Annotated in this window: 23 protein-coding genes; 8 read left to right on the forward strand and 15 right to left on the reverse strand. The window is 47.8% G+C overall.

The window, feature by feature from the left end:
* Nucleotides 1-25: 25 nt before the first annotated feature.
* On the reverse strand, nucleotides 26-1,000 hold the full coding sequence (locus tag Q4Q54_RS15450; protein ID WP_259511492.1) for a DMT family transporter: 975 nt from the start codon (nucleotides 998-1,000) through the stop codon (nucleotides 26-28).
* A gap of 316 nt (nucleotides 1,001-1,316) precedes the next feature.
* On the opposite strand from Q4Q54_RS15450, the gene Q4Q54_RS15455 reads away from it, so the two are divergent.
* Nucleotides 1,317-2,135, forward strand: a complete 819-nt coding sequence (locus Q4Q54_RS15455) for a hydratase (protein WP_311988894.1) — start codon at nucleotides 1,317-1,319, stop codon at nucleotides 2,133-2,135.
* Nucleotides 2,136-2,374: 239 nt separating this feature from the next.
* The gene (locus Q4Q54_RS15460) at nucleotides 2,375-3,487 is read left to right on the forward strand and encodes an energy transducer TonB (RefSeq protein WP_311988895.1); all 1,113 of its coding nucleotides are present in this window, start codon (nucleotides 2,375-2,377) and stop codon (nucleotides 3,485-3,487) included.
* A gap of 17 nt (nucleotides 3,488-3,504) precedes the next feature.
* On the opposite strand, the gene Q4Q54_RS15465 is transcribed toward Q4Q54_RS15460, so the two are convergent.
* Nucleotides 3,505-3,834: a cysteine-rich CWC family protein gene (locus Q4Q54_RS15465; protein WP_012586705.1), complete on the reverse strand. Its 330-nt coding sequence runs from the start codon at nucleotides 3,832-3,834 to the stop codon at nucleotides 3,505-3,507.
* Nucleotides 3,835-4,549: 715 nt separating this feature from the next.
* On the opposite strand from Q4Q54_RS15465, the gene drt4 reads away from it, so the two are divergent.
* A complete protein-coding gene (gene drt4 / locus Q4Q54_RS15470) occupies nucleotides 4,550-6,133 on the forward strand; it encodes an antiviral reverse transcriptase Drt4 (RefSeq protein ID WP_012586704.1) in 1,584 nt (527 codons plus the stop codon).
* A gap of 512 nt (nucleotides 6,134-6,645) precedes the next feature.
* Here the strand turns inward: drt4 and Q4Q54_RS15475 are convergent.
* The 5 genes from Q4Q54_RS15475 to slyA form a co-directional block, all read right to left on the reverse strand.
* Entirely contained in the window at nucleotides 6,646-7,713 is a 1,068-nt protein-coding gene (locus Q4Q54_RS15475) for a c-type cytochrome (RefSeq protein WP_259521091.1), read from the reverse strand.
* 10 nt (nucleotides 7,714-7,723) lie between these two features.
* On the reverse strand, nucleotides 7,724-8,350 hold the full coding sequence (locus Q4Q54_RS15480; protein WP_242326387.1) for a c-type cytochrome: 627 nt from the start codon (nucleotides 8,348-8,350) through the stop codon (nucleotides 7,724-7,726).
* A 208-nt stretch (nucleotides 8,351-8,558) separates the two neighbouring features.
* Nucleotides 8,559-9,587 (reverse strand): DUF2955 domain-containing protein, encoded by a 1,029-nt coding sequence (locus Q4Q54_RS15485; protein WP_311988896.1) that lies wholly within the window; start codon nucleotides 9,585-9,587, stop codon nucleotides 8,559-8,561.
* A 201-nt stretch (nucleotides 9,588-9,788) separates the two neighbouring features.
* Complete coding sequence (locus tag Q4Q54_RS15490; protein ID WP_311988897.1) at nucleotides 9,789-10,847, reverse strand: HlyD family secretion protein; 1,059 nt, start codon at nucleotides 10,845-10,847, stop codon at nucleotides 9,789-9,791.
* 8 nt (nucleotides 10,848-10,855) lie between these two features.
* Nucleotides 10,856-11,329: a transcriptional regulator SlyA gene (gene slyA / locus Q4Q54_RS15495; protein WP_006083211.1), complete on the reverse strand. Its 474-nt coding sequence runs from the start codon at nucleotides 11,327-11,329 to the stop codon at nucleotides 10,856-10,858.
* Nucleotides 11,330-11,550: 221 nt separating this feature from the next.
* Here slyA and Q4Q54_RS15500 point away from each other — a divergent pair, with 221 nt between their 5' ends.
* Entirely contained in the window at nucleotides 11,551-13,452 is a 1,902-nt protein-coding gene (locus Q4Q54_RS15500; RefSeq protein WP_311988898.1) for a methyl-accepting chemotaxis protein, read from the forward strand.
* Between the two features lie 56 nt (nucleotides 13,453-13,508).
* On the opposite strand, the gene metF is transcribed toward Q4Q54_RS15500, so the two are convergent.
* From metF to metB, 3 genes are all read right to left on the reverse strand, one after another.
* Entirely contained in the window at nucleotides 13,509-14,396 is an 888-nt protein-coding gene (gene metF, locus Q4Q54_RS15505) for a methylenetetrahydrofolate reductase (RefSeq protein WP_173247104.1), read from the reverse strand.
* Nucleotides 14,397-14,613: 217 nt separating this feature from the next.
* Nucleotides 14,614-17,007, reverse strand: a complete 2,394-nt coding sequence (locus Q4Q54_RS15510) for a bifunctional aspartate kinase/homoserine dehydrogenase II (RefSeq protein ID WP_311988899.1) — start codon at nucleotides 17,005-17,007, stop codon at nucleotides 14,614-14,616.
* Between the two features lie 11 nt (nucleotides 17,008-17,018).
* Nucleotides 17,019-18,182 (reverse strand): cystathionine gamma-synthase, encoded by a 1,164-nt coding sequence (gene metB / locus Q4Q54_RS15515; protein ID WP_107946474.1) that lies wholly within the window; start codon nucleotides 18,180-18,182, stop codon nucleotides 17,019-17,021.
* A gap of 212 nt (nucleotides 18,183-18,394) precedes the next feature.
* Here metB and metJ point away from each other — a divergent pair, with 212 nt between their 5' ends.
* Together metJ and Q4Q54_RS15525 are read left to right on the forward strand one after the other, a co-directional pair.
* On the forward strand, nucleotides 18,395-18,709 hold the full coding sequence (gene metJ / locus Q4Q54_RS15520) for a met regulon transcriptional regulator MetJ (RefSeq protein WP_006083215.1): 315 nt from the start codon (nucleotides 18,395-18,397) through the stop codon (nucleotides 18,707-18,709).
* A gap of 81 nt (nucleotides 18,710-18,790) precedes the next feature.
* Entirely contained in the window at nucleotides 18,791-19,534 is a 744-nt protein-coding gene (locus Q4Q54_RS15525; protein ID WP_311988900.1) for a sulfite exporter TauE/SafE family protein, read from the forward strand.
* Between the two features lie 105 nt (nucleotides 19,535-19,639).
* Here Q4Q54_RS15525 and nrfD read toward each other — a convergent pair whose 3' ends face one another.
* From nrfD to Q4Q54_RS15550, 5 genes are all read right to left on the reverse strand, one after another.
* Nucleotides 19,640-20,587 carry an NrfD/PsrC family molybdoenzyme membrane anchor subunit gene (gene nrfD, locus Q4Q54_RS15530; protein WP_311988901.1) on the reverse strand — a complete coding sequence of 316 codons (948 nt, stop codon included), beginning with the start codon at nucleotides 20,585-20,587 and terminating at the stop codon, nucleotides 19,640-19,642.
* A 2-nt stretch (nucleotides 20,588-20,589) separates the two neighbouring features.
* On the reverse strand, nucleotides 20,590-21,156 hold the full coding sequence (locus Q4Q54_RS15535; RefSeq protein ID WP_311988902.1) for a 4Fe-4S dicluster domain-containing protein: 567 nt from the start codon (nucleotides 21,154-21,156) through the stop codon (nucleotides 20,590-20,592).
* A 12-nt stretch (nucleotides 21,157-21,168) separates the two neighbouring features.
* Nucleotides 21,169-23,451, reverse strand: a complete 2,283-nt coding sequence (gene phsA, locus Q4Q54_RS15540) for a thiosulfate reductase PhsA (protein ID WP_311988903.1) — start codon at nucleotides 23,449-23,451, stop codon at nucleotides 21,169-21,171.
* A 442-nt stretch (nucleotides 23,452-23,893) separates the two neighbouring features.
* Nucleotides 23,894-24,556, reverse strand: coding sequence for a pentapeptide repeat-containing protein (locus tag Q4Q54_RS15545; protein WP_311988904.1), 663 nt, complete (start codon nucleotides 24,554-24,556; stop codon nucleotides 23,894-23,896).
* Between the two features lie 104 nt (nucleotides 24,557-24,660).
* A complete protein-coding gene (locus tag Q4Q54_RS15550) occupies nucleotides 24,661-25,140 on the reverse strand; it encodes an SRPBCC family protein (protein WP_311988905.1) in 480 nt (159 codons plus the stop codon).
* A gap of 189 nt (nucleotides 25,141-25,329) precedes the next feature.
* Here Q4Q54_RS15550 and Q4Q54_RS15555 point away from each other — a divergent pair, with 189 nt between their 5' ends.
* Both Q4Q54_RS15555 and Q4Q54_RS15560 read left to right on the forward strand, forming a co-directional pair.
* Nucleotides 25,330-25,758 carry a hypothetical protein gene (locus tag Q4Q54_RS15555; protein WP_311988906.1) on the forward strand — a complete coding sequence of 143 codons (429 nt, stop codon included), beginning with the start codon at nucleotides 25,330-25,332 and terminating at the stop codon, nucleotides 25,756-25,758.
* Nucleotides 25,745-26,848 carry a phosphoribosylaminoimidazolesuccinocarboxamide synthase gene (locus Q4Q54_RS15560; RefSeq protein ID WP_311988907.1) on the forward strand — a complete coding sequence of 368 codons (1,104 nt, stop codon included), beginning with the start codon at nucleotides 25,745-25,747 and terminating at the stop codon, nucleotides 26,846-26,848. The genes Q4Q54_RS15555 and Q4Q54_RS15560 overlap by 14 nt, the downstream gene beginning before the upstream one ends.
* Nucleotides 26,849-26,854 lie beyond the last annotated feature (6 nt).

Here is a 26,854-nt window from a genome sequence, read left to right on the forward strand (position 1 = left end):
TTCCCATTAGGTGAAAATGTACGCCTTAGACAATCTGCAAACGCTTCGCCTGACGATTGCGATACAGTGGCAGTAATTGTACCACCATCACAGACACAATAATGACGCCAATCCCCAGCAGAGATAATCCATCTAATTCATCTGCATGGAAGACTTCTGGCCACCAGCCAATGCTCACTACCAAAGCAGTGGCACTAAAGCTAAATACTGGCGTTAGGGCCAACATGGCACTCACCTGTGCCGTCGGCCAGTACTTCATCGACTGCCCAAAACAGCCATAGGCGATCAAGGTATTGGCGGCGCAAAACAGCGCAATCTGCCACTCGAAGCTGTCCATACTGGCAAACTGACTAAAGTCGCTAAAGGGAGCCATTACGAAAATACCTAAGCCATAGATCACTAAAAGCACGTTCGCGGGCGATAAACGATTCAATAAGGATTTTTGCAACAAGGCATAGCTAGTCCACGACAACGCCGAGAACTGAATGATCATCACCCCAATCCAAACCTGATGATTATTGGCGCCAGATAAATCCAAATACGGATGGAAAAACATCAACATGCCTAAGGCCAGTGTCGCAAAACAACTGAGCTGCACCGCATTCAGCCGTTCCTTAAAAAACAGCACGCCACCGAAGGCAAGGAAAAAGGGCGAAGTCTGGAAATTCAGCTGGGCAGCACCCGGCGCGAGATAATCGAGTGAGTAAACAAAAGACACATAATTGAGCATCAAAAACACGCCCGCAAGCACTAATCTTAACCAGACTTTAGCATCGAGCGCCGCAAATTGCTTAAGGCTGCCCGCGCTCCATTGGATTAGTATGCTGACCACAAGCGCAACCAAAAAACGAAACCAAGTCAAAGTGACAGGATCGATAAAAGCCCCCGAAAGCTTCAAGGCTATGGGTAACATACCCCAAAATACAATCGCAACTGAGATGAAGAGCAGCCCGAGTTGAGCATGATTATTTGCCGAAGGGGCGTTATGGCTAAGGTTCACGGAGATATCCAGTAGAGACCGCAAAATGGAGCGTCATTCTGGCACTGAGTCAGCGCAATATCTAGCGGCACATCATGGAAACATTCGCGTTAGATTGGATACTTTAGCTGACACTGATGTGGAGCAAGTTTCAGCATCTTACAATAATTGAAATATTGGCCGCACTCTTGACCCAGCGGCAGCTGATTTACTAGGAAAGCCAACATTGGCATTTCCCGCGATGGCAATAACCGAGTATATTTGGCCGATTAAATGGCTTCTTCACACACTCTCTAGGCCACTTCTTTTTAAGCGAACGCTTTAAATAGGAAAGTTAATGTCATCTACCGCCACGCTCGAACCAGTTCAAATGCAGATTCATGCCGCAGCAAAGGAACTCGCCGAGCGCCGCGCCGCAGGCACCAGCGGCGATTTACTGATCCCAGAGCTGAGGCCAACGAGCTTCGAACAGGCCTTCGCCATTCAGCAAACCGTGGCTGCCATCTATAAGGCTAACAACAATCCTATCGCGGCGTGGAAATGCCTATTACCCTCGGCGGAAAAAACCGTCGTAGCGCCTATTTATCAAAAGGATGTGTATCAGCAATCGGCCACTTGCCCACTCTATCCATCGACTAAAGATCTGGCCCGAGTCGAACCCGAACTCGCCTTCGAGATTGCTCGCGATTTACCACCAAGAGCCACACCTTACACAGAGGCTGAAATCGACGCGGCCTTAGGCCACACTCGCTTAGCCTTGGAATTGATCAAAAGCCGCTACCATACGCCCAGTGAAGCGACGCATTTCGATGCCCTCGCCGATGGCTTAGTCAATCAAGGATTATGGTTAGGGCCAGTGCTAAACCCACTAGCAGATTTAGAGACCAGCCATTTCGAACTCAGCGTTAATATTGCCAATGGCGAGCAGCTGCAAAATGAAACGCTGCAAAAATTCGCCATTCATCCCAATGGTTTCCCTAAAGCGGGACTCTACTGGTTAGTTAACTTTCTATCCGCCCAAGGCATTGGCTTAACTCAAGAGCAATATGTGATCACCGGCTCCTACGCTGGCGTCCTCGATCTGCCATTGGCGCAGGTTTGTGACTTTGAATACGGCGCACTCGGGCAATTTGCCATAACGTTCACAGCTAAGTAATTGCGGCGAGTAAAAGCACTTGCGGCTATTCGAACTCATAACGGCTAGTAAAGCGACAAGGCACTGATAAATAAGCGAACTCGGTTTAAACTGGGCTCGCTTATTTTTAATCTCAGCTCTCAATTATCAATTCCCAGTTATCAGCACTCCCCCAGCATTATTAACAAAAGCCAAACCGACTTGTCCCATAATGCACATCTATGTATCATCTAAATTCATAAATAATAAGGATATATAGAATGTCGCACGGAAAAATGTTGCCAATAGCCTGTCTTCTTGCCCTCACTTTAGGCACATCTCTTAGCGTGCACGCCTCAGAAAATAGCTTTGCCAAAGCCTATAGTGACTATCAAGCCGCCGTAGAAAAAGGCGATGCTGCAAATATTGAAGCGAGCGCAAAAACCGCTTATCAACTCGGCGAAGCTCAATATGCCAAAGACAGTGTCGACTTAGCTAACCTCGCCTTGAATTGGGCCAGCGCGATAGAGAAGCAAGTTGCACCCTACCCATTTACAGAAACGAATCTGCCAAAAACGGCTAAGGCGAATGAGTTGTATCAGCTCGCTCTCGCAAACTATAAAGTTCATTATGGTAAACAAGCGCTTGAGCTTATCGATCCCTTACTGGGCGCTGCGCAAACCGCCGTCGAAGCCAAAGATGCGAAAGAGGATTTTCTTACTGCAATCGCAATTGCGGAAAAATCCGATAAAAAGAAACTGATCGCTGATGTAAAAATGGCAGCCTTTAACCGCTTATCCAATACAGAACTATACACCAAAAGCGTTAGACGCTATGCCTTCGATGTCTATGATATTTATAAAGAAATATTACCAGAGAACGCCATAGACAGAGTCAAAGCAACCTTTACTGTTGGCGCTGTTGAATTTGTGGAAAAACATGATAGTAAAGCCGAACCTTTACTGCTGGAAGTGGTTAAACAATTCGACGCACTCAATTTTAGTCATCCCTATGCCTTGAGTGCCCATGCGTATTTAGTCGAACTGTATGAGCGCCAAGGAAAGCGTGACGAATCCACCGCTCACTGTATTGCTATCGGCAAAATGCGTCCTTGGGCCGACGCACAGGAACAACAACCTATTTTCCGTACCGTTCCAGACTATCCAATGTCCTATGCGCAGCGAGGTAAAAGTGGCTGGGTTCAGCTTAAATTTACTGTCGATGAGCATGGCTTCGTCAAAAATCCTGAAATTTTAGCTTCTAAGGGTGGTGCTCTCTTTGAGAAAGAAACGCTAAAAATGATAGATAAATGGCGTTACGCACCCAAGTTTGAAAATGGTATAGCCGTTGAGGCACAAACCACTGTGCAACTGGATTACACAATCGGTCGATAACTCATTACTTCAGCCCGCTATTTCACCTCATAACCTAGCCCATCGCTCACACTCGATGGGCTTTTTTCATCCTGCTCTGCGATCTGCCCCAGACTTAACCCCTGCTTAAGTTGGATTAAACAAGCTTGGCAAATACACGCATCGGCAGACGGTAAAATATGGTTGATGACCCCTAGCGGCGAATCTGATGCTTGCGCTTGCAAGGCGGCCAAAGGTGGAAATGTTTGCAGAGCGCACCAACAATCCTCAATACCCTTACCTAAAATCACAGCACATTGATTCGCGCCTTGGCACAGAGGGCAAATTTGCGCAGTTTCTAACTTAGGTACTTCCAATGGCTGAGACACGGTAATCCTTATAGCAAGATAAGTTGTTATAGCGCGGAGATCATAATAGATTTTTGCAACTCAGGCTGAGTTGTTTCCCACCAAAGCAAAGCTGCTGAGTTATGCAGCATTAATTGCCATTGTTTTCCCAGTGACACGCCTGCTTATGATTTAAAAAGAAGTGTTAATAATGTCCTAGGCATTATAGTGATATTCTCTATGCCGCTATCGGTCAGATACAATAAAGTATCCTTTCTGATTTGCTAAAAGATTAAGTACTTGTATTCCAGTGACACGCCATAAACTCATCCCTGAGGGCTCGACGGCGGCATCCTTGCCGCCAACGGTCACTTCCATGCAAGTACTTAATCTCGTTAATTCCCGAGTATACCTGTCGCTAAATTAAACTATGGATGTTTCAATAAAGTTCAATTGGTTGTATTCATCAAGTTATCTAACTTAAATAATATTTGGGTGTATTCATTTGGCTCAGTGAACCGCATTCCTGTGTTATAGCAAGTGTGTTCACAGATGCATACATGGTGATCACTAAAATAAAAAGATTGTATTTGTTGTTATGGTTCTAAATTTGTGGACTTTTTGCAATTAATCATTGGTTTGCATCATTTCTGTTAGATTTTGATTGACCACAACATATTAACCTATCTATTGTTATCACCACCGAATCAGTCGGTTGAAATAGATAACGATTAGATCATAGATTCAAGGAGGAAAAATGCTGGGTTTAAATGATGAAAGAAATCTTTATGAAGCACTTACTCGAAGGAATTATTTTCCAAATCAAAAGGAAACTATTGGGGAATTGCCTCCATGCATTGATAGTAGGCAGTTTACTCCTGAGGTGTGTGAAGCTCTTGCACTACTCGTTGATTCAGCTAGTAGACGTAAAAATGGTTATGATTTAGTTGAATACAAAGCGACCAGATATAACAACGTGCCAAGAACGTTGGCTCTTGTTCATCCCAAAGCATATGCATTTCTGGTTAAACATATTTGTGATAACTGGGATGAAATCAAGTTTATTCAAAGTGGCGACAACAGTATAATCAAACCTGAACTAAGACAAGATGGCCGCATTATGGTAATGAACTATGAAGCGCCAATTATCAAAAAGAGAAGGTATAACGAAGCAAGCTTTTCTAAGAAGTTCTGTGTCAAGGCCGATATAGCGAACTGCTTTAATAGTATCTATACACATGCAATCCCTTGGGCTGCTGTGGGGGTTGAGGCTGCTAAGAATAATAGAGAAAATGAACTCTGGTACAATAAACTTGATATGTTTCAACGTAAATCTAAGCGCGGCGAGACGCAGGGAATACCGATTGGACCAGCGACTTCTAGTTTCGTAGTCGAGTTAATTCTTCAAAAAGTCGATCAAAAACTATCGGCCTGTGGATTTAACTTTGAGCGCTATGTCGATGACTATCAGTTTTATTGTGATAGCTATGAACAAGCGCAGCAAATCATTCTAGTTTTGGGACAAGAATTATCGGTCTTCAAACTGACGTTGAATTTAAACAAAACTTATATAGTAGCACTACCAAGCTCAAGTGAAGACGACTGGGTTCTTGAGTTGCTAGGAGCATTGCCGAATAGATTTGGTAAACCAGAAGATCAAAATCAACTGTTTAATGCCGCTGAAGCTATTACATTTCTTAATAGGGCTATTGCTGTCAATAAGGCTACTCCGGATGGAAGTGTTCTTAAGTACGCAGTTCAATTAATCACACCTCATATTGATGATGCTGCATCCCATGACTTTCTGTCTGTTGTAATCAATTTGTCTTGGCACTATCCGATACTTATCCCCTATATAGCCCAGCTCATTGATAAGTCTGCAGCATTACCCGCTTCATATTTGACTCAACTTGATAGAATGATTATAGAGAATGCTAAGCAACAGCGCTCTGACGGTATGGCTTGGCCTCTTCATATACTAAAACAAAATCAACAAATGCCATCAGATGAGGCTATAAATGCAGTAATTACTAGTGGAGATTGCGTTTCTATTACAATACTTCACTCAATGCTAGAAAATAGGCAGGTAATTGTTGAGTTTGCAGGAAAAATTCTTGGTGGTGATGACTACCAAAAAGATAATTACTGGCTCCTTTTGTATCAGTTATTTTTGTTCGACGATCTGCAAGATGACCCATATGGAGATGATGTCTTTCCAGTACTGAAACGATTTAACGTGAACTTTATCCCTGATGAGTCAATTTCTGAAGCCGAACAGGAGTGCGAAAAAATTCGTATGGCCTTTGTAAGCGAGCTATTTTCAGACTTACAAGTTAGTTAAGTTAAAATGGTAGTCTGGTTTAAGCCAATACACTGTGACCTAACTTTATTTATTGGTTGTTGGTAAACCTAAATAAAACGCACCAATTAGTGGACTAATACGATTACAGTAAAGTGTAACAATGAACCGTTATAACACACATAAAACCAGCGTAAATCAGCTTCTTAGAAAACGTAGAGAGGGTTCGACTCCCTCAATACGTTTTGCACATTCGAGATAGTGAATAAGCCACTTATAGCGAAAATCTCCGTATGCTTTTAAAGCGACAGTTAACACTGATGTCCGAAAGGTGAGTCATGGTGATTTGCGAGACGACCGTCCGCCCCATGGACGGGGCGGTCGAGCATCCACGGATGGACTAGCTGCGTGTCGGTGAGAAAGTGCCATGACAAGCCTAAACTCTTGGGCTAATTAATAAAAAAGCCAGCAAAGCTAAATGCTTACTGGCTTTTCTGTCTAACTTATTCACTCGTTTTATAACATCACACGAGCACTGAATCAAAGCCGCTCAACTATGACTTCTTAGGAAAAATGGGATAGGACTCAGTGCCTAACACTTTGCCATCGACCGTGACACCATAGTAATCGCTGTCATTATGGTATTTTTCCTGCGCCTGCTTCACATCACCTTTGCTACGCGGGTCCTGTGGACGCTCGTGGGAGTTGATATAAGCTGCAACGTCCCAAGCCTGTTGGTTAGTCAACTGCATACTCTTACCAAAAGGCATGTTTTCATGGATGAAGAATGCGGCAGTATTGACCCTGTGCATTCCCGCCCCCCAGTTGTAACTCTTAGGCCCCCACAGCGGTGGCAGCGCATAAACGCCAGCAATCGCTTGACCTTGGCCATCAACACTGTGGCAAGTTTGGCAATGGGCGACATAGACCTCTTTACCCCGTTCAGGTGAATAGGCTTGTTCGGGTTTTGGGATCTCAGGATAACCACGACCCGGCAAGTTGGCACGCTGCTCAACTGTCATCGCCTTGGCTAATATCTCAGGTAGCGGGAAGTCTTCCCGTTTAGCACCTTTGACTAACTCGGCATCGCTAAGCTCAGGGACTGGGCCGCTAATATTTGCTTCGTCCATCAAGCCACCCATGCCTAACCAATAGGCATAGGCAGAAAGCGCCACTAACTCAGGGCTACCCGATGCAGGGGCTTTACCATTCATCGAATAGTTAAAGCAGCCTTGGATGCGTTCTTCAAAGCTACTGACCTTATTATCTTTTTTGCGATAGGCCGGATAAGCAAAATACGCGCCCCATAGGGGTGAAGCATTGGCTTTACGGCCCGCATCCATATGGCAGTTGGTGCAGTTAAGTTCGTTGCCCACATACTTATCACGCAGCTGTTGGGTATTCACAAATAGCTGATAACCCAAACGCACTTTGTCACCAAAGGCGCCTTCAGGAATGGCACTCAAAGGTCTAGGAGTAAGATAGGTTTGATCCGGTATCTTAGGGAAAGAAGGCAGCGGGGCTTGTTTATCTGGGCGCTCTTGCACCGGATCCGATTCGGCTTGTGCCTGCACGGTTAACGACCCCATCGCGGCCAGTAATAACATTGCGGAATATTTCATGGCCAGCTCCTTATTTCAAATTAGCAAAGTAGTTCGCTAAGGCATCAACCTCAGCGGCAGTAAGCTTGTTAGCTACGTTCGCCATCATGCCATCGACATCACCTTTGCGCATTCCCGACTGCCATGCCAGTAATTGAGTTTTAATATAACTCGCTTGCTGACCGGCTAAACGGGGAAATAAGCCGCCACCTAACCCCGAAGGACCATGGCAGGTCACGCAGGCTGGTAAACCACGTGACCAATCACCTTGGTAGGCTAAACGGGCGGTATCGTCATTGAAAACCACCTGTTCACCGCGGATAACGGGCTTGACCTCATTGGCAGGCTTTGCAGAAAAGTAGTTTGCCACTTGCTCAATCCCATCACCTTGTAACGTCATTGCCATCGGCATCATGGTCGCATTTTGGCGCACACCCGCTTGGAAATGCTGTAACTGGGTCGAGATATATTGTTTAGATAATCCCGCTAATCGAGGGCCGAGCGGTTCAACGCCCTGACCTTCTACCCCATGACAAGACACACATAACTGTGCCGGTTGGGGGATAATTTCCATCAATTGTTTGCCAGAAGGCGCAACGGAGGCGGCCGCATAGCCGCTGCATAGCGTTAAGCCTATGACGAATGTTTTAATCTTCATGTTCTATCCTTGAAGAGAGTTAAGCTCTAAAGCATAGGTGGTAATTGTTATTTATGTTGCTGCTCACACACTGAGCCCATTTTTAAAACAGTCAATAAATGAGCCTTAGCGTTCATTAAAGCTCATTTATTGTTCAATCCAAATGGGATAAATTTACCTTACTCTTTGAAAGGGTATGCTGCAAGTCTTCAAGCCCGAGTAGCCAGAATCAATAACCAAATCGCGTCGATTCAAAACGATTCAATAACTTATGTATCAAATAACACAGGAGTAGCGTGCCGACGATGGCGGTGAGAATGCTGCTCACTCGATATAAGGCGCTGAAGATTAAATCGTTGCCTGGGGTCAGATACTGGCCAAACAGAATACCTAAAGTTGTCATGGCGCCAAAACCCACGCCAGAGCCACTTGCCTCTCGCACATGGGCTTGGCTAAAGATCATCAGTCCAATCCATAGCAAAGGGACGATTAATATCAATAGTCCTGACCAGTCATAGAGTACCAACTGCACAACGACCCCAAACGACACGCCCAGCAAAGTACCAATAGCGCGCTTACGGGCATAGTCGAGTGCGCCATTCCAATGCATAGGAAACAGGAGCAACAAGGTGGTCGCCTGAGCCGACATCGAATCCCGCAGATCAAATATTTGGAATACCAGAAACGATGCGGTCGCTATGGTCGCGCCGAGTAACGCTTCGTGACGCATTCGATGTGGCGCCTTAGGTCCAGGCTTGTAAGCCGCCCTAGGTTCCACATCGGGCCAGAGTGCCGTCATAGCGTAGGCAATAACGACCGATAATGCCGTCGCCCAAAAGTTACTGAAAACTAAGTCATTCAGATTGGTATTGGGATAGCTTGCAAAGTGCAGCATGATGCTAAGGCTGAGCACTCCATTGGCGCCAAAGAGGAATAAACTGCCGCGGGACATGGCCGCAAAACGGTATAGAAATAACAGAAAGACGATGGGCGTCATCAGGCCGGGATGGCTGCCAAAGAAACCACCGAGCAGTCCAACCTCTAACCCCGCCATGGCAGATGAGGCCAATAACTGGCGCATGGCGTGGCCATTCATCACAGGCACGAGTCCGAGTAATAGCATAGGCGTAACAGTGAAGAAGACTCCATTGCTCCAACCAAACATTTTACACAGGGTAAAACCTATGGTCGCGCCACTCGCAATCCGTAAACACTGGCGTAAATCGTTGGCCGTCAATGGGCTATGGCGTAGTAACATGCTCGTCGCCTTGTTCTATCGATACGTAAAATTGGGGATGTTTAGCTGGCTTATGTTGCGTTCACACTTATGTTGCTTTGAAGCGTTCACTCAAGCGACTCACGGCAAACACACACCAACCGCGAGTCACTCGCCCGTCAACAGCAATAAGTGCGTGTAGATAGGCGAGTCAATACGCTAATAAATAAGCTAGTAAATAGGCTAATAAATATAGTGCAGCAGGCTAATGACTTTAATCTGCACTTTAGCCAGCAGACTAAACAGGCTATTATCAGGCAGCAGTTGTACTGTCGCGCGCGAACCGGCTGGCAAGCTGTTCATCGCCATCCCATCTAACTCCAAATGCAGCCTCAATCTTTGGGCATCACGCACCCAACGATCAGATTCCTGCGGCGCCGCTAAACGGCCATTGGCATCGAATTGCCCCGCACTCACGCCCGCATCGACACTGCTCACCGTCGCCCGATATAAACGACCGGGTTCGCCATCGAACGCAATCAAAGCGGTCGATGAAGCATTGACGCCACGCAGACTCTTTTCACGAAAATCAGCAATAATATCAATCTTATCCGATACCACGGCTAACAGAGGTTGCCCCACAGTCGCAAAACTCCCGACTTCTAACTGCAGGTTAGTCACTATCCCGTCCTGATCAGCATGGATTTGGGTGTAAGACAAATTGAGCTCAGCTTGGGCAAGATGATTTTGTGCCTGACGTACCTTAAGATTCTCTTCGCCATAACTGCCACGGCTCACCTTAAGTTTTTCTAAACGCGCATTGGCGGCGAGTAAATTGGCTTCCGCGGCGGCGGCATCACTATCGGCCTGATCCCTTTGCTGCTGCGATACACCATGGGTGGCATACAGCGCATCGAGGCGCTTAGCTTCGCTGCGTTTCTGTTGTGAGGTGGTTTTGTTGGCATTGACGTCGGCCTTCGCGGCCAGCAGCGAGGCATCTAACTCGGCATTGTCTTGGCGGGCTTGCTCTAAGGCCAATTTAGCTTGAGATACCGCTAACTTATAGGGCGCGGGATCGACTTGAAACAGCAAATCGCCCTTGGCAACCGCTTGGTTGTTCGTCACGGCTATGGTCTGAATTTTGCCGCTGATCTGCGGCGTGACTTTAGTCACCACACGCGTCGCCATAGCTTGCGGCGTCAATGGCATCATAGTGTCGGCAAGCATAAAATAGCCAAAAACCATCACAAAGCCGAACATGGCAAATTTTACTAAACGGGCAAACTGTTGATCCGGTGTCATCTTCTTTCTCACAAAATGGTTGCTGTTGCCTTGGCCAATTTGGCGCTGGCGTTGTCACTAATCAGGCTAATAATGCGTTCAAATTCGCTGAGCTCGCTGGCACTGATCCCAGCTAATAACTCACGGCGGACTTGAATTATCCGCGCTTCCATTTGCTTTAATACATCCAATCCCGCAGGCGTTAGCGTCACAATCCTTGCGCGCTTATCTTTGTCGCAGCAATGACGCTCGACTAAACCTTGCTCTTCTAATTGCCCTAAGGTGCGCATTAACGAAGCCAATTCAATTTCTAAGGCATCGGCCAACACTTTTTGGCTCACGCTGTCGCCTAAACGCAGTAATTTCCACAATGCCGTCCAACGGGGATGAGTTAATCCCAAAGGCGCCAGCTCGACATCGGCCACGGTGCGCCACAGTCGATGCAGACGGCCTAAATGCTCCGCCAGTGATAACTCTTTCAATCGCTCTAATTCTTTTTGCATCTTGCTCACCCACTTAGTTAGCGTGCTAAGCATTATACTTAGTTAGCAGGCTAAGTAAATGTGCTCATATAAAAAATTTTCTGTGTCCTATGGCGCAAAAATGTCGCATAGGGAAACAAATAATCCAAAAGGCTGGCGCCATCTCAAATATAGTCAGCCGTATCTCTATAATATTAAAAAGATAAATCAGACTGATGAAGTGAACTGGGAGGTTGGCTTTGGTGAATTTAAAAATTAGTACGAGGATTGTGGTTGGGATATGTCTATTACTGTTGGCCATGATGAGCTTTATCATGCTGCTAGTCCTGTCGGAATTCAGCAGTCAGGTGAAAGAATCTGAGCAAAGAGAACTGCATAAACTGTACGAAACTGCGGTAGCCAACATAGCCTCATCCGGTAAACTCGCACAAGCAATGGCAACGATAGTTTCACTGACGCCAGAGATCCAAAGTAACTTCGCCGAACGGGATCGCCCTGCACTCAAAGACCGTACTCTGCCGCTGTTTGCCAAGCTTAAGCAAGATTTCGACGTACAACAATTTCAGTTTCATACGCCACCAGCAACCTCTTTTTTACGATTACATCGCCCCGAAAAATTCGGTGATGATCTCACTGCAATTCGTAAAACGATTGTGGAAACCAACACCACAAAACAGCCCTTAAACGGTTTGGAATATGGTGTTGAAGGTTTAGGGATTCGCGGTTTAGTACCCATGGGTTATCAAGGCCAACACACAGGCTCAGTGGAATTTGGTATGTCCTTTGGACAACCTTTCTTCGACATTTTTAAAGATGCTTATCAAGCTGAAATCGCATTATTGTTGCCCAATGGCGCGGATTTTAAAGCATTTGGCGCCACGTTCACGCCCGATATTCAGGCCATAAGTGAACTCAATAGCGTGATGCAAGGCAACGAAGTTATTCGCACTATTAGCTTAGAGGGCAAAACCTTCGCTTTGTATCGCCACGCCATAAAAGATTACTCGGGACAAGTCTTTGGGGTACTGGATATTGCGATGGACAGAAGCCATTCAGAGCAAGTCATGGCGGATATTCGCCTCAAGTTGATCCTCATCGGTTTCGCTGCAATGTTAATCGGCACAGCCATTGCTTGGTTTATTGCTAAGGGCATTACCCGCCCGATAGCAGAAACAACCCAAGCCATGAATGACATCGCCGAAGGTGAAGGCGATTTAACCCGTCGAATTACCATAACGAGTAAAGATGAAATCGCCGAGTTAGCGCAGGCATTTAACCGTTTTGTGGAGAAAATCCACCACACAGTAACTCAAGTGTCTGATGCCACGAGTTTACTCGCAACCTCTGCTGAAGAAATGTCGAGCATTACGCGGGAAACCCAGAAGATGGCGAGTCGTCAACACCTCGAAACAGATCAAGTTGCCACCGCAATGAATGAAATGGCCGCAACGGTACAAGAAGTTGCCCATAACGCAACCGATGCGGCCGATGCCGCCAATCATGCCAATGACTCAACCGAACAAGGCAAATTAGTTGTACAAAAAGTGGTAACCACTATCGCAATATTAGCCGAGGAAATAGCCACAGCAGCAAGTGCAATCAATGAATTAGAGCGTAATACCGCTGAAATCGATTCTGTACTTGTAGTTATCCGTAATATTGCCGACCAAACTAATTTACTCGCACTCAATGCGGCAATTGAAGCCGCAAGGGCGGGAGAACAAGGTCGAGGGTTTGCAGTCGTTGCCGATGAAGTACGCACTCTGGCGAGTCGCACTCAAGCATCTACGGCAGAAATTCAGCAGATGATCGAAGCGCTTCAGCATAAAGCTAAGTCTACAGTCAATGCGATGGAAACCAGCACCCGCACCACCCAAAGCTGTGTATCCCAAGTTCACCAAGCGGGTGAAGCACTCGAAGCCATTACCCATGCGGTTTCCACCATTAGCCAGATGAATATCCAGATCGCCAGCGCTGCAAATGAGCAATGTGCGGTTTCAGCTGAGATTAATAAGAATGTTAATAACATCAATGACATTGCAACTAATGCGACAGATAGTGCGGTACAAACTGCACGGGCTGGAGATGAGCTTGCCCAACTCGCAGTCCGTTTAACAACTTTATTAGCTCAATTTAGAATTTAAACAAAACAAAACGCCGCATTCTCTGCGGCGTTTTTATTAGCTTATTTTATAAAGTTTTACTTAGGACGCACGCCTAACGTATGGCAAATCGCGTAGGTCAATTCGGCGCGGTTTAGGGTGTAAAAGTGGAAATCCTTCACGCCTTCACGTGACAACACCTTAACCATATCAATCGCTACGTTTGCACCCACTAATTGGCGTGTACCGGCATCGTTTTCTAAACCATCGAATTGCTTATGCAGCCAGTTAGGTAGCGACACATTGGTCATGCCCGCGAAACGTTTTAACTGGGTAAAGTTGGTCACAGGTAAAATGCCTGGCACGATTTCAACGTCGATACCGGCGGCAACGCAGCGGTCACGAAAACGCAGGTAAGATTCCACATCGAAGAAAAACTGGGTAATGGCACGGCTAGCGCCCGCATCAATCTTACGCTTAAGGTTGATCAAATCCGCCTGTGCATTGCTCGCATCGGGATGCACTTCTGGATAGGCCGCAACGGAAATATCAAAGTCAGCCACTGAGCGCAGTAAACGCACTAAATCCGCCGCAAAACGGGTTGGCTTAGGGCTGCCTGCGGGTAAATCACCCCGTAGCGCCACTATGTCACGAATGCCCGACTTCCAGTAATGCTTAGCCAGTTCTAACAGCTCTTCATCACTGGCATCCACTAAGGTTAAGTGCGGCGCGGCAACAAGGTCGGTTTCCTGTTGAATACGTTCAATCACGCCGTGGGTACGGTCGCGCACACCTGAGTTAGCGCCATAGGTCACAGACACAAACTTAGGATTCAGCGGCTCTAAACGACGGATAGAGTTCCACAGGATCTGTTCCATTTCGGGGGTCGATGGCGGAAAAAACTCAAAAGAAACATTAATATCGCCATTAAGCTCAGACAAGCTCTGGTTCAGCGATTGTGAATGTTGTGCGTGATGAAAAGCCATGTGTATTTCCTCAACCGCCCTTGGCGCTACTCTTTGCTAGTATGAATTCGTTCAAATGGACGTTTGGACGTCTATATGTCCATATACTAGAGAAACTGAGATGTAAGTCAAGCCAAAAAATGTCCATAAACCGCATTTAATCTCGGTTAATTCGATAGATTTATTCTAGCCAATAAAAAAGGACTCGAATGAGTCCTTTAAGCTGCTGAATTTCAGTCTACTCTTGCAAGAGATCGCGACAGATCTGCGTTAGATCCGACTGCACCGCCGCCGCTGTCACTTCGCGTCCGGCGCCCGGTCCACGGATGATCAACGGATTGCCTTGATAGAAAACGCTGCGGATCACAAACACGTTATCGCCTGGAGTCAAATTAGCGTAGGGATGATGGGCATCAATCCACTGCAAACCGACTTCGGCTTTAAGCTCTGAGCCGCTGTTATCTAAGGATGCCACGTATCTGAGCACCTTATTTTGCTCCGCCGCTGCGCCATATTGTTGCAGCAGATCGGCATCTAACTCGGCAATGCGGGCGAGAAACTGATCTAAGGGAATATCGGCCAAGTCGGCTGGCACTAATGAGCGTAATTCAATATCTTCAAGCTCGATTTCAAGGCCAATTTCACGGGCCAAAATGAGCAGTTTACGCTGCATGTCACGACCAGACAGATCGTCACGGGGATCGGGCTCAGTAATCCCTAAGCCCCTGGCTTCAATCACTAATTCAGAGAAAGGCTTGCTGGTATCGTATTTTTCAAATAACCAACACAAGGTGCCAGAGAAAATCCCGCCCACGGCTTCAACGCTATCACCGCTGTTACGCAGATCATTTAACGCATGTTGGATAGGCAAACCTGCGCCACAGCTGGCGTTATAACGCCAAAATAAACGACGATTACCCAGTTGCTGCTTTAACTCACGGTAGAAAGGCAGTGGACCCGAGCCCGCGAGTTTATTCGCGCTCACCACATGGATGCCGCGCTCAAATAGCTCTGGATATTGCAGCGTCAAACTGGCGCTGGCACTGATATCTAAGGCCACCAGCTCATCGCAGTTAACCCGTTCTAATTGCTCGAACAAGTGCTCGTACTGCCAAGGCGTAGCCTCGGTATTAAACTCAGTCTGCCACGCGGCAAGATTAATGCCTGTGGATTTAATCAAGGCTTTACTCGAACTGACTAAACCGACTAACTCAACACTGGCTTCGAGTTCATGATCCAGTGATGGCGACACCGACTTAAACAAATCGACCCAAGCCTCACCTATGTTGCCCACGCCGAGCAGTAAGACACCAATGCGTTTACGCGGCCCAGCGCAGCGACGGTGGACCTTTTGGGTTAACAAATTCACCTGCGACTGAGGCACCAGCGTCACTAAACTTAAGTCACCACTAAACAAAGGTTTAGCATCACGACTTAATAAACGAGCAAAACTGCGTCGATAATGTTCTGCATCGGCACTGACTAACGCCACTAGGCCGAGATCTGTGTTGATCTGTTGTTCGCTGATCCCTAATGCTTCTGCCTCGGCATCGAGTAATCTTTGTACTTGTTTTTGATTTTCAGCGGTATAGGCAAGCTCAACCCTTTGATGGGCAGACGTCCAATGTGCCAATGGCGTTAAACCCGCGGCAATCAACGAATCTAATAGGCTTGTTAATTCGCCCGTAAGCTTAAAGCCGAACAGCACGACTGCATTGAGGTTCGTCACCACAGGCGCGCTCGCCGACGAACTGTGGGGCGCAATCAAGGTAAAGTCGGTGTGTGATGCATAACTTGAGCGCACCGCTAAACTCACTTCGGTATTAAACAAAGGCTGCAAAGTACGCGAATGCAATACCGGCGAGCCTAAACGCGCTAAGCGGTCGGCTTCGGCAAGTGACATGCTTTTCAGTAATTTTGCATCGTTGATCTTATTAGGATCGGCGTTGAACACCCCTTCCACATCGGTCCAAATGGTCACGCGCTCGATGTCGGCAAGGCTGGCAATCAAGCTAGCACTAAAATCGGAACCATTACGACCAAGTAATAAAGTATCGCCGCGCTCGTTAGCGCAGATAAAGCCTGTGATCACCAGTCGTTCATTTGGATGGGCGGCCAACAGCGCTTGTACTTTAGCGCGGGATTCCTGCACCCGAATTTGTGGCACGGCGGCTTCATCGGCCACTAAAATTGAACAGGCATCCACGTGGCTTGCCGCCACACCAGATTCGCGCAGCAGCGCCGCCATTAAACGTGCCGACCAACGCTCGCCAAAGCTCACCACATGGTTAACTTGATATTCGTTACGTTCGTCGAGGGACAATAAACTGATGAGTTGCGCCTGATCTGTCGCCAAACGCTCACGCAGATCGCGGGCTTGTTCGTTCGACAATAACTGCTCTACCAACCCCTGTTGATAGCTGGTCAGCACTTGTAATTCTTCTTGCCACAACTGACCCGCGTCGCGCAGCTCTAATAATTTATACAGGAAATTCGTGCTCTTACCCGCCGCAGAGACCACCACAAGGTCATCACTATGACCGTGGGTTAACAGGATATGGGCGACTCGACGATAACAATCGGCATCCGCTAAACTGGAGCCACCAAATTTATGTAAGTGACAACGTGCCATCTATTATTCCTCTACTGACAAGCCGCAACGGCGGCTAATCCTGCTTGAATATCTGCAACTAAATCGGCGGCATCTTCAATACCCACCGATAAACGCAATAGGGTGTCTTTAATGCCTGCCTCAAAACGCGCCTGCGGCTCCATGGCTCTGTGGGTCATAGTTGCGGGCACGGCCACTAAACTTTCGACGCCACCTAAACTTTCCGCCACGCTAAATAAGCTGAGTGCACCTAAAAAGGCCACCACTTCGGCCTCGCCGCCCTTGAGCTCAAAACTCAGCATAGCGCCAAAGCCTTTTTGTTGCTTGGCTGCAATGGTGTGACCAGGGTGATCCGCAAGACCAGGGTAATAAACTTTGCTCACCACAGGGCTTTGCGTCAATACCTCAACAATGCGCTGGGCATTGGCTTGATGTTCACGAATTCGCACCGCTAAGGTGCGTAGGCCGCGCAGGGTTAAGTAACTATCAAATGCCGACCCCGTTAAGCCTAACGTGTTCGACCACCAATGTAAGCTTTCGCCAATTTGTGCATCTTTGGCAACCACAGCGCCGCCAACCACATCGCTGTGACCATTGATATATTTAGTGGTGGAGTGGATAACGATATCCGCGCCTAACAATAGGGGTTGTTGCAATATCGGCGATAAAAAGGTGTTATCAACCACCACCAGCGCGCCGACCTCATGGCTAGCCTTGGCAATGGCTTCGATATCCACCACACGCAATAGCGGGTTCGATGGGGTTTCGAGCCACACCATCTTAGGATTTTGCGCGATAGCGACGGCTAACGCTTGGCTGTCGGTTTGATCGACCACAATCAGCTTAAACTGGCCTTTCTTCGCCAAATTAGTAAATAAACGGTAAGAACCGCCGTAGCAATCGTGGGGCACAACCAATAGGTCATCGGGGCCGAGCAAAGTAGTCACTAAGGTGATGGCCGCCATGCCAGTGCAGGTCACTATGCCAGTGGCGCCCTTTTCTAATTGCGCTAATGCTTCGCCTAAAATGCAGCGCGTTGGGTTGCCTGAACGACTGTAATCGAATTCGCGAGGATTTTTATGACCATCGAAGGCGTAATTAGTCGACAAATAAATCGGTGGCACAACTGCGCCATATTGAGTATCGCTTTCGATACCCTGACGCACTGCCAGTGTGGCTAATTGACGCTCTGCCATGGGTGGACTCCTAAATTCGGTAGACTGATAGAGATGTCTGGACGTCTAAATGTACCTAAGCACAACGCCATCGTCAATAGGCGTGAAGACGTTTAGACGTCTAAACATAAAGAAATCTGTTTGCAATCACAAAGAAATAGTAGCAATAATTTGACTGTTGTTTGTAAGGGTTTAAAATCTGCCCCGAATTTAGCGTTATAACAGGTGAGTCAATGACTGAATGGAATGGGGAATACATCAGCCCCTATGCTGAACATGGCAAGAAGAATGAACAAGTAAAAAAAATTACTGTGTCTATTCCGCTCAAAGTGCTTAAGGTCCTTACGGACGAACGAACTCGTCGTCAGGTCAATAATTTGCGTCACGCCACCAACAGCGAGCTGTTGTGTGAGGCATTTTTGCACGCCTACACTGGCCAGCCATTGCCTAACGATGAAGATCTGTCAAAAGATAGCCCAGACAGCATTCCCGCCGAAGCCAAGTTGCTGATGGACGAGATGGGGATCGAGTGGGAAGACATGGAATAGCGACTTGTCGCTGGCAAAGTTACATCACAGTGCTCATCAATAGGGATCGTTAACGATCCCTTTTTGTTTATATGGAATCCTATGTTTTCTATGATAGATCCACAGACTCTCGCCCTGGCCTCACTGATTGTGTTTCTTGGCGCCTTAACCCAGAGCCTGATTGGGTTTGGCCTAGCGGTTGTCGCCAGTCCTTTGCTTTATATCGTCGATCCGCAGCTCGTACCTGCGCCTGTTATTGCTATGGGTTTCTCCATCGCCCTGCTGACCTTAGTGCGTGAGCGTGGTCATTTAGAATTCAATGGCTTGCAATATGCACTCCTAGGTCGCGTGCCCGGTGGTTTTATCGGCGCGAGTCTGTTGCTGTTTGCGCCTCAGCCCATACTCGGGTTATCCATCGCCGCCATTGTGGCTGTCGCGGTTATCCTCAGCCTGTATAAATTCAGCCTGCCAGTGAATAAGAAAACCCTCTTTGGGGCGGGCGTCGTCTCGGGGATTTTCGGTAATATTGCCGCTATTGGTGGCCCGCCGATGGCGATTCTATTATCAGGCAAAGATGCCTCGCAGTTTCGCGCCGCCCTGTCGGCCTTCTTCATTTTTAGCTCCACCATAGCTATGGTCATTCTGGCGATCACTGGCTTATTAGAATTGAAGCACCTGTGGCTGTCCTTAATGTTGCTGCCTTCAGTGCTTTTAGGGTATTTAGTCGCGGGGCGATTAGTGGGCCGTGTCGATAAAGATAAAACTAAAATGGCGACCTTAGTCCTGTGCAGCATCAGCGCCTTAGTGCTAACGGTGAAATCGGTTATCGAGTTATTGCCCCAATAAGCGCTCTGCTTGTACTGGCAAATCATCTGAAAATTCAAACAATAAAAAGCACTGACATTGCCAGTGCTTTTTCTTTATCTATCAATATCTAAAGCCAGCTTACACTCAGCTTAAATAGCTTTGCCCTGCGTACACAATAAAGTGTCTTAAGGCGAGTACGCCCGTTAAGCTCGCACAAGCCACCATGATCATCGCGCCCTTAGTATGGCGAGTCGCGGCTGGTAGCAACATGAACAGCAATGGAATACCAAAACCTATACCGACGACGCCTATCCAGAACACGCTTGCCCATAGCCCAGAAGTTAACGATGCTAAGGCCGCAGACGCCGCGCCGCCCTTGAAGTACAAGGCGCAGAACAACATGAACAGGAACAGGATTTCAATTGCCATCACAGGCAACTCTAAACCGTGCATCTTGACTAAAGTTTTATCGTGGCTGTCAGTCTTAAACAGCAAGAGTGCCAGTACCGCGTTTGCCGCAGCGCCCGCCGATAAACCCGACACTAAAAACAGCGCAGGCAGTACCGCAGTGTTGAGCATAGGGTAAGCATTCATCGCCGAAATTAAGAAGCCAGTGTAAGCCCCTACGCCAATGGCGAGGACAAACAACAATACTTCAATCAGCTTTCGAAATGGCATAAGTAACTTAGCGATAGGTGTTAGGAAACCCAAACCCCATTTTGGTAAGTCATCCCGCAGCACAATAATGGCGTAGGCAAAGGCTAAGGGAGAATACGCCAGCAGCGCCAGCACCCCAATGGCCATCACAGACTGGAAGTTATAGTGAATTAAGATCAGCCAGAAGTGGAATGGTTTGGTTAAATCAAACACTAAGCAGGCTAAACCTAAGCTAATCGCCACAGGTCCAATAATGGCGGCCGCCTTAAGAATGCTACTTTCGGCTCCGGCGCTGAGTTCCTTATTCGCCCAGCGTAAACCAATGCCAATCAATAAACTGCCCGCGGATAACCCCGCCATAAACAGGTAAACGGCGATGACCCAGTGCCAAGTGACAGGATCATATTGCGCCATGTCGCCCCAAGTATTGTTCATAATCAAATCCCCCCTCTTTTGGTAGGAACGCGATATACCCTAGGTTTAGTGCCCAAATGGGTTTTATCTTGGTATGTGATTTTAGTGTTGAGCATGATGGCCACGTCACTCTGCGGATCATTAGCATCGCCAAACACTAAGGCATCGGTTGGACACTCTGTCACACACGCTGGCTCTTCGCCCCGCGCTAAACGACTGTCTTTACAGAAGTTACACTTATCCGCCACCTTGGTTTCTGGGTTCATAAAGCGCACTTTATAAGGGCACGCTGCCACACAGTACATACAGCCGACACACTTCTCGGTATGGATAGAGATAATACCGTCTTCACCCACATAGGCCGCGCCCGTTGGGCACACCTTAACGCAGGGCGCATCTTCACATTGCTGGCAAGATACCCTGTGGTATTTGAAGTGCAGATTGGGCATCTCACCAAAGGGGCCTTCCACACGCACTTGCAGACGAGTAACGCCTTCGGGTACGCCATTTTCACTGCGACACGCCACGTTACAGGCTTGGCAGCCGATGCACTTGTTCTCGTCGTGCACCATTACATATCGTTTATTCATTTAAGCCTCCGATTAGCGCTTTGCCAGCGTGACGCCCGTGGTGTGCACTGTCATGCCACACACAGGAGCCGTCACGTGCGGCAGTAAGTTACCGCAGTGGATACCTTTGCCCGTTGCTCTGACCAACTCTTTGTTTTTAGAACCAAAGCCCATGTAAGCAAACACAGTATCTTGGCGAATACCCGGCGTGACTAAGGCATGGCCTTCTTCTGTGCCAACACTGCTGGTGAGGCGGATTGGGTCGCCATTGCTGATCCCTAATTTGCCCGCAGTGATGGGGTGAACCCACACAGCGTTATCCGACATCAGGTTAGCGAGCATAGGTACATTGTGGGTGGCGCCATTGGTGTGCACCGCCACTTTGCCTTGGATAAAGTACAGCTCATCTGCTTTTTTAAGATTCACTTCGCGGAACTTGATCACCCCACGGCCTGGTGCCATGGCTTCCACTTTCGCGGAAGTGAGTTCAATCTTGCCGCTTGGCGTTTTAAAGGTGAGTGCACTGGCGTAAGTGCCGTCTTCATCGGCAGGTCGCGCATTGGGGTATGCCTTAATAAACTCAGCAACCATCTTAGGCTCGCACAACATAATTGGCTTACCGAAACTCACAAAACCTTCGTCTTTGATACGGCGCAGCAGGTCAGTGTCGCGGTTCACCTGCAGCATTTGCAGGGTTTCCATGTTTTCCCATGGATAGAACTCGCCAAGGCCCATAGCCACGCCCACATCCTTAAAGATCTGCCAAGAAGGCTTAGTATCACCTAAGGTTTCAACCACACGTTGGCGCACATAATAGGCCGGATTTTTACCGGATTTATCAGCAATTTCTTCATCACGTTCAAGATAAGTCGACTCAGGTAAAATCACGTCCGCATAGGCGGCGGTTTCACTGATATACACATCGCACACGGCAACAAAGTCGAGCTTTTTCATCGCTTCAACAACGCGCGCCCTGTCTGTCATGGTTTGCATTGGGTTAGTGCGTGACATCACCCAGCCGTGTAACTGGTAAGGAACAGCGCTTAAGGTGGCATCGAGAATAGTTTGGTAAACGCCGCCCGATGTCCACATCATGGCGTACTGTTCTTCCACTTGATCGATACGTTTCGCTGCTGGTTTTGGCATGTCTTTCACGCCAGGTTTAGCCAATACGGGCGCAACTGCTTCACCGGCAAGCTTGTTGTAATCACCGGGTTTCTGGCCGATATAAATCCCGCCCTTGCGCTCAATATTACCAATCAAGACGTTGGCGGCGTACAGGGCGCGGCGCATCTCAAACTCTTCGGTGGTAAAGGTGGCTCTGTGACCAAAATCGACCACGGCATGGGGCGCTTTTGCCGCATATTCGTGGGCGATGCGACGAATGTCTTTGGCAGGCACATCGGAAATGGTTTCTGCCCATTCAGGGGTATAGGCTTTCACTTCGGCGGCAAAGGCTTCGAAGCCTTCCACATAGCGCGCGACGAATGCCTTGTCGTAAAGATTATCTTCAATCAATACATGGCATAACGCCAAGGCGACGGCCACGTCGGTACCGGGGCGAATGGCGTACCATTCATCGGCTTTATCGGCCACGACGGAGAATCTTGGCTCGAAGACCACCAGCTTGGCACCTTTGTCCATTTGCGCCGCCATCATGCCGCGGGTTTCGGACATATTGATGCCTTCGTACAGGTTATGGCCGAAGTTAATAATGTATTTAGAGTTACTTAAATCTCGTTTGACCTTAGTGCCAAAAATAGCCTTAGCGGCAATTTCATAACCGCCGGGGCAAGTCGACGCGTGGGTAAAGGTATTGGGACTGCCAAAGGCGGTCGCAAGGTGAAACAAATGCTTTTCTTGTGAGCCCGATTTTGACGAGAATGCCACTGCCTCTGGGCCATGTTCTTTTTTGATTTTATTGAGGTTTTCAGCGATTAATTTATAAGCCTCATCCCAACTGATCTCAGCCCATTTGCCTTCGCCGCGCTCACCGACACGCTTTAACGGTTTAACGATACGCTGTGGATCGTACAACAAACTATGGCCTGCGCCGCCTCGGGCACACACTTTACCGCCAAAGGATTTAGCGGCCTTGTTGCCACTAATGAAGACGTTTTTGCCCTCAATCACCCGCGCCGAAATCGGGCAACGGGTTGAACACATCTCGCAAATACTGGCAATTTTCTTGCCCATGCCCTTTAGCTGCTTATTCTCTAATGCTGCTAAGCTGCCCGGCAGCAGACTGGCTAACGCACACGTGGCGCTGCTCGCTCCCGCTCCCTTTAAAAAGGTTCGCCTATTAAGCTCAATCATGGTTACCTCCATCACGCTCATCCCACTCGTCAGTCGCCATTTTTGGCGCCATCGAGCAGAGGTTTGCTCACTGATTTGATTACTTTTTTAGTTATAAAGCGTTAAAACAGCGCCACCATATCTTCAAAATACACGGCATACGCTGAATACACTGCTCATCCACAGAGATTGTTATCCCGAAAGAGGTAGGTGGGTATTGTGGTAAACCACATGGGGAAGCTCTGTGTGATCTACCGCAACTAAAACCTAGGACTGACCTTGAAATACGTGAATAAGATCAACAGGCTTAATGGGAACATGTTTTAACAGTAGGATTCAGGCAGAAAAAAGCCGCCAGTTTGGACACTGGCGGCTTAGAAGAAAACAAACATTTCAGTCAATTGCGATAACCCTAGCAGGATAAGAACATCTCACTAGCGGGCGCAAACTGATTACAATCGCATTAATCCATTAACTCTATATCGAGGCAATTGAGCAGGCGAATCGCTTCGTCACGGCTAAACTTAGCGCCTTTGATTTTATTGTTAAAAATGTCGATATCGTAATTGGATGCCTCGCTAAAATCCGCCTCCAATAATTGAGTTCGACCAAACAGACTATGACTAAAATCCGTGTAGGTGAAATTGGCTTGATTAAAGCTGCCCTCGCGAAAATCCACATCGTGGGCCTTACACTCTTCGATGATGATTTCATCGAGGGACAAGCCTAAAAATGAGCAGTCGTTTAGAATGCATTGCTTAAAGGAAAAGGGCGCGGCAAAGGATAAACGCGACCATGCGGCGCGGGTCCAATCGATACCGACTAACTTACACTCTTCAAACTCGACCCCGCTGAACTGGCACTGGGGTACTTTCACTAAGCTCAAGTTGCAGCGTACAAAGCGACAATCTATAAACTTACATTTACGAAAAACGCTCTCGCTAAAATGGCAGTCTTGAAAGCAGCAATCCTCGAACTCGATGCCCTGTAGCTCTTGGGCTAATTCCGACAAACCATTGAACTGTTTTGATAAAAAACTATTGCCCTGCAAAACTGCGCTTTGCGCGAGTTGCGATGGCGCAAGCACTGATTGTTTAAGCATTGGCACTTCTTTCTGTGACGACATAACACCTCTAATCCTGCCCAATCCCCAGCAATAAAATATGCAGAGCAATTGGGCTAGATACTGCTTATTGTTTACTCTCTGATACGAGGCTTGAGACTCACCGGCTAAATGTTCGCGACGAGTTCCTCAAGCTGATCGGTCGCCTTAGACCAACCCTGATGAAACCCCATATCCTCATGATTCTGCCTATCTTCGCTATTCCAATGCAGCACCCGCGCAGTGTACTTGGTCTTACCGTCCACAGTTTCAAAGGTGATGGTTGCTGTCATAAAGGCCTTGTCGGACGGCACCCATGCCTCGGTAAAGGCATCGGTAAATACGATACGCTCATTCTCAACCACCTCGAGATACACGCCGCGATTCGGGAAATCCTGTCCCTCAGGGCTGCGCATCACGATCACATTTGAACCACCGGCACGCACATCTAAGCTCGCGCTAGCCACAGTCCACGGCCTTGGCGTAAACCAAATTTTGAGAAGCTCAGGCTCGGTCCACGCGCGGAACAGTTTTTCCGGCGGCGCGTCGATAATCCGCTCTAATATCAATTCTCTGTCGCTATCAGGATGTGGATGACTTGTGCTCATATTCCCTCCATTGGATATTTAGCTTGATGGTCTTGTGGGCTGCAACTGTGTCATAAACTCGCACATCAGCAAGCTAAAATACAGCCTTTCAATATCCGATTTTTGTATCAAACATGACGCCCATCGTTTCTCTTTAGCGCGCCATTGCGAGGCAAATCCTTACGGCCGCTAGACTCGCTGCGAAGAACAATGCAAATAGCCGTGGCAAATTTTGTCAATAAAGGTAAAATGTCGCCACTTTTTCGCGGCAGTCTAGCACAAGGTTCTCTCGGATTAATGGTTAGCATTTTCGAGCAAAATGGCACGGGGCCAGCCCGCTTTAACAGACCACTTTCACTGTGGTGCCAACCTTGCCCTGCGTTTGTTCCATCCCTTGCATTATCTCCTGCTGACACAATTCAAACATCGCCCGAAAATACCCCTTTTGCTGTTCAAGATTTAACATCAAATCCCGCAAACTGGCCGAACACTTTACGCCTTAAGCCACGCGCGAATAATAAAGCGGTTGCAATGAATCTGGCTGTTGCTAACGCCCTAGCCCTTCTGCAAACCGACACTTATAAAAACCTTATCCCTACACTCTCTATCCTAAGGAATACTCGTCATGAGTCTTGCTGATTCCGTACTTGCCATCAATAACGATTTGCCTATCCGCACCGACAGTCCAGTCCACAGCGGCAAGGTTCGCAGCGTTTACTGGCTAACCGATGCCGACAGCCGCCGTTTAATTACCACTAAAGGTTATAACGTCCCCGAAGATACCCCGCTCGCCATCATGGTGATCAGCGACCGTATCTCGGCCTTCGACTGTATCTTCCACGGTGAAGGCGGCCTCAAAGGCATTCCCGGTAAAGGCGCGGCATTAAACGCGATTTCTAACCATTGGTTTAAACTGTTCGCCGAAAACGGCCTAGCCGACAGCCATATTTTGGATATCCCGCACCCATTCGTATGGATAGTCCAAAAAGCTCGCCCTATTAAAGTCGAAGCTATTTGTCGCCAGTACATCACAGGCTCAATGTGGCGCGCTTACTCAAAAGGCGAGCGAGTATTCTGTGGCATCACACTGCCAGAAGGCTTAGAAAAAGATCAAAAGCTCCCTGAGCTGTTAATCACCCCATCGACTAAAGGCATTTTAACCGGCATCCCAGGCGTGCCCGCCCAAGATGACGTGAACATCAGCCGCAGCGACATCGAAGCCAATTACCAAGCCTTTGGCTTTGAAAAGCTTGCAGATATCGACCTGTACGAGAAGCTGTTAAAAGATGGCTTTAAAGTGATTTCAGCCGCGCTGGCAAAACTTGACCAAGTGTTTGTCGACACTAAATTTGAGTTCGGTTATGTAACTGACAAAGATGGCAATTCAAAACTGATTTACATGGATGAAGTCGGCACTCCAGACTCATCCCGTATTTGGGACGGCGCCGCCTACCGCGATGGCAAGATTTTAGAAAACTCTAAAGAGGGTTTCCGCCAGTTCCTGCTGAATCATTTCCCAGACCCTGATGTGCTGCTTAATAAAGACAGAATGCCAGAGCGTGAAGCACTAGCCCGCGACAATGACCTCCCACTTGAGGCCATGATGCAAGTGTCACGCACTTACACAGGCGTTGCCGAGAAAGTGACAGGCGCCCCAATCCCGCTGCCAGCGAATCCAAAGGCAGATATCATCAAGATCCTACGGGAAGAGTATGATCTGATTGTGTAATCAGAT

The sequence above is a fragment of the Shewanella sp. SP2S2-4 genome (assembly GCF_031932025.1).
GTDB lineage: Bacteria > Pseudomonadota > Gammaproteobacteria > Enterobacterales > Shewanellaceae > Shewanella > Shewanella baltica.

Excerpts from the sequence above, each read along its gene's own strand:
- Q4Q54_RS15455 (WP_311988894.1), top strand. The coding sequence starts at position 1,317 with ATGTCATCTACCGCCACGCTCGAACCAGTTCAAATGCAGATTCATGCC.
- Q4Q54_RS15460 (WP_311988895.1), top strand. The coding sequence starts at position 2,375 with ATGTCGCACGGAAAAATGTTGCCAATAGCCTGTCTTCTTGCCCTCACT.
- drt4 (WP_012586704.1), top strand. The coding sequence starts at position 4,550 with ATGCTGGGTTTAAATGATGAAAGAAATCTTTATGAAGCACTTACTCGA.
- Q4Q54_RS15475 (WP_259521091.1), bottom strand. The coding sequence starts at position 7,713 with ATGAAATATTCCGCAATGTTATTACTGGCCGCGATGGGGTCGTTAACC.
- Q4Q54_RS15480 (WP_242326387.1), bottom strand. The coding sequence starts at position 8,350 with ATGAAGATTAAAACATTCGTCATAGGCTTAACGCTATGCAGCGGCTAT.
- Q4Q54_RS15485 (WP_311988896.1), bottom strand. The coding sequence starts at position 9,587 with ATGTTACTACGCCATAGCCCATTGACGGCCAACGATTTACGCCAGTGT.
- Q4Q54_RS15490 (WP_311988897.1), bottom strand. The coding sequence starts at position 10,847 with ATGACACCGGATCAACAGTTTGCCCGTTTAGTAAAATTTGCCATGTTC.
- slyA (WP_006083211.1), bottom strand. The coding sequence starts at position 11,329 with ATGCAAAAAGAATTAGAGCGATTGAAAGAGTTATCACTGGCGGAGCAT.
- metF (WP_173247104.1), bottom strand. The coding sequence starts at position 14,396 with ATGGCTTTTCATCACGCACAACATTCACAATCGCTGAACCAGAGCTTG.
- Q4Q54_RS15510 (WP_311988899.1), bottom strand. The coding sequence starts at position 17,007 with ATGGCACGTTGTCACTTACATAAATTTGGTGGCTCCAGTTTAGCGGAT.
- metB (WP_107946474.1), bottom strand. The coding sequence starts at position 18,182 with ATGGCAGAGCGTCAATTAGCCACACTGGCAGTGCGTCAGGGTATCGAA.
- metJ (WP_006083215.1), top strand. The coding sequence starts at position 18,395 with ATGACTGAATGGAATGGGGAATACATCAGCCCCTATGCTGAACATGGC.
- Q4Q54_RS15525 (WP_311988900.1), top strand. The coding sequence starts at position 18,791 with ATGTTTTCTATGATAGATCCACAGACTCTCGCCCTGGCCTCACTGATT.
- nrfD (WP_311988901.1), bottom strand. The coding sequence starts at position 20,587 with ATGAACAATACTTGGGGCGACATGGCGCAATATGATCCTGTCACTTGG.
- Q4Q54_RS15535 (WP_311988902.1), bottom strand. The coding sequence starts at position 21,156 with ATGAATAAACGATATGTAATGGTGCACGACGAGAACAAGTGCATCGGC.
- phsA (WP_311988903.1), bottom strand. The coding sequence starts at position 23,451 with ATGATTGAGCTTAATAGGCGAACCTTTTTAAAGGGAGCGGGAGCGAGC.
- Q4Q54_RS15545 (WP_311988904.1), bottom strand. The coding sequence starts at position 24,556 with ATGTCGTCACAGAAAGAAGTGCCAATGCTTAAACAATCAGTGCTTGCG.
- Q4Q54_RS15550 (WP_311988905.1), bottom strand. The coding sequence starts at position 25,140 with ATGAGCACAAGTCATCCACATCCTGATAGCGACAGAGAATTGATATTA.
- Q4Q54_RS15555 (WP_311988906.1), top strand. The coding sequence starts at position 25,330 with ATGCAAATAGCCGTGGCAAATTTTGTCAATAAAGGTAAAATGTCGCCA.
- Q4Q54_RS15560 (WP_311988907.1), top strand. The coding sequence starts at position 25,745 with ATGAGTCTTGCTGATTCCGTACTTGCCATCAATAACGATTTGCCTATC.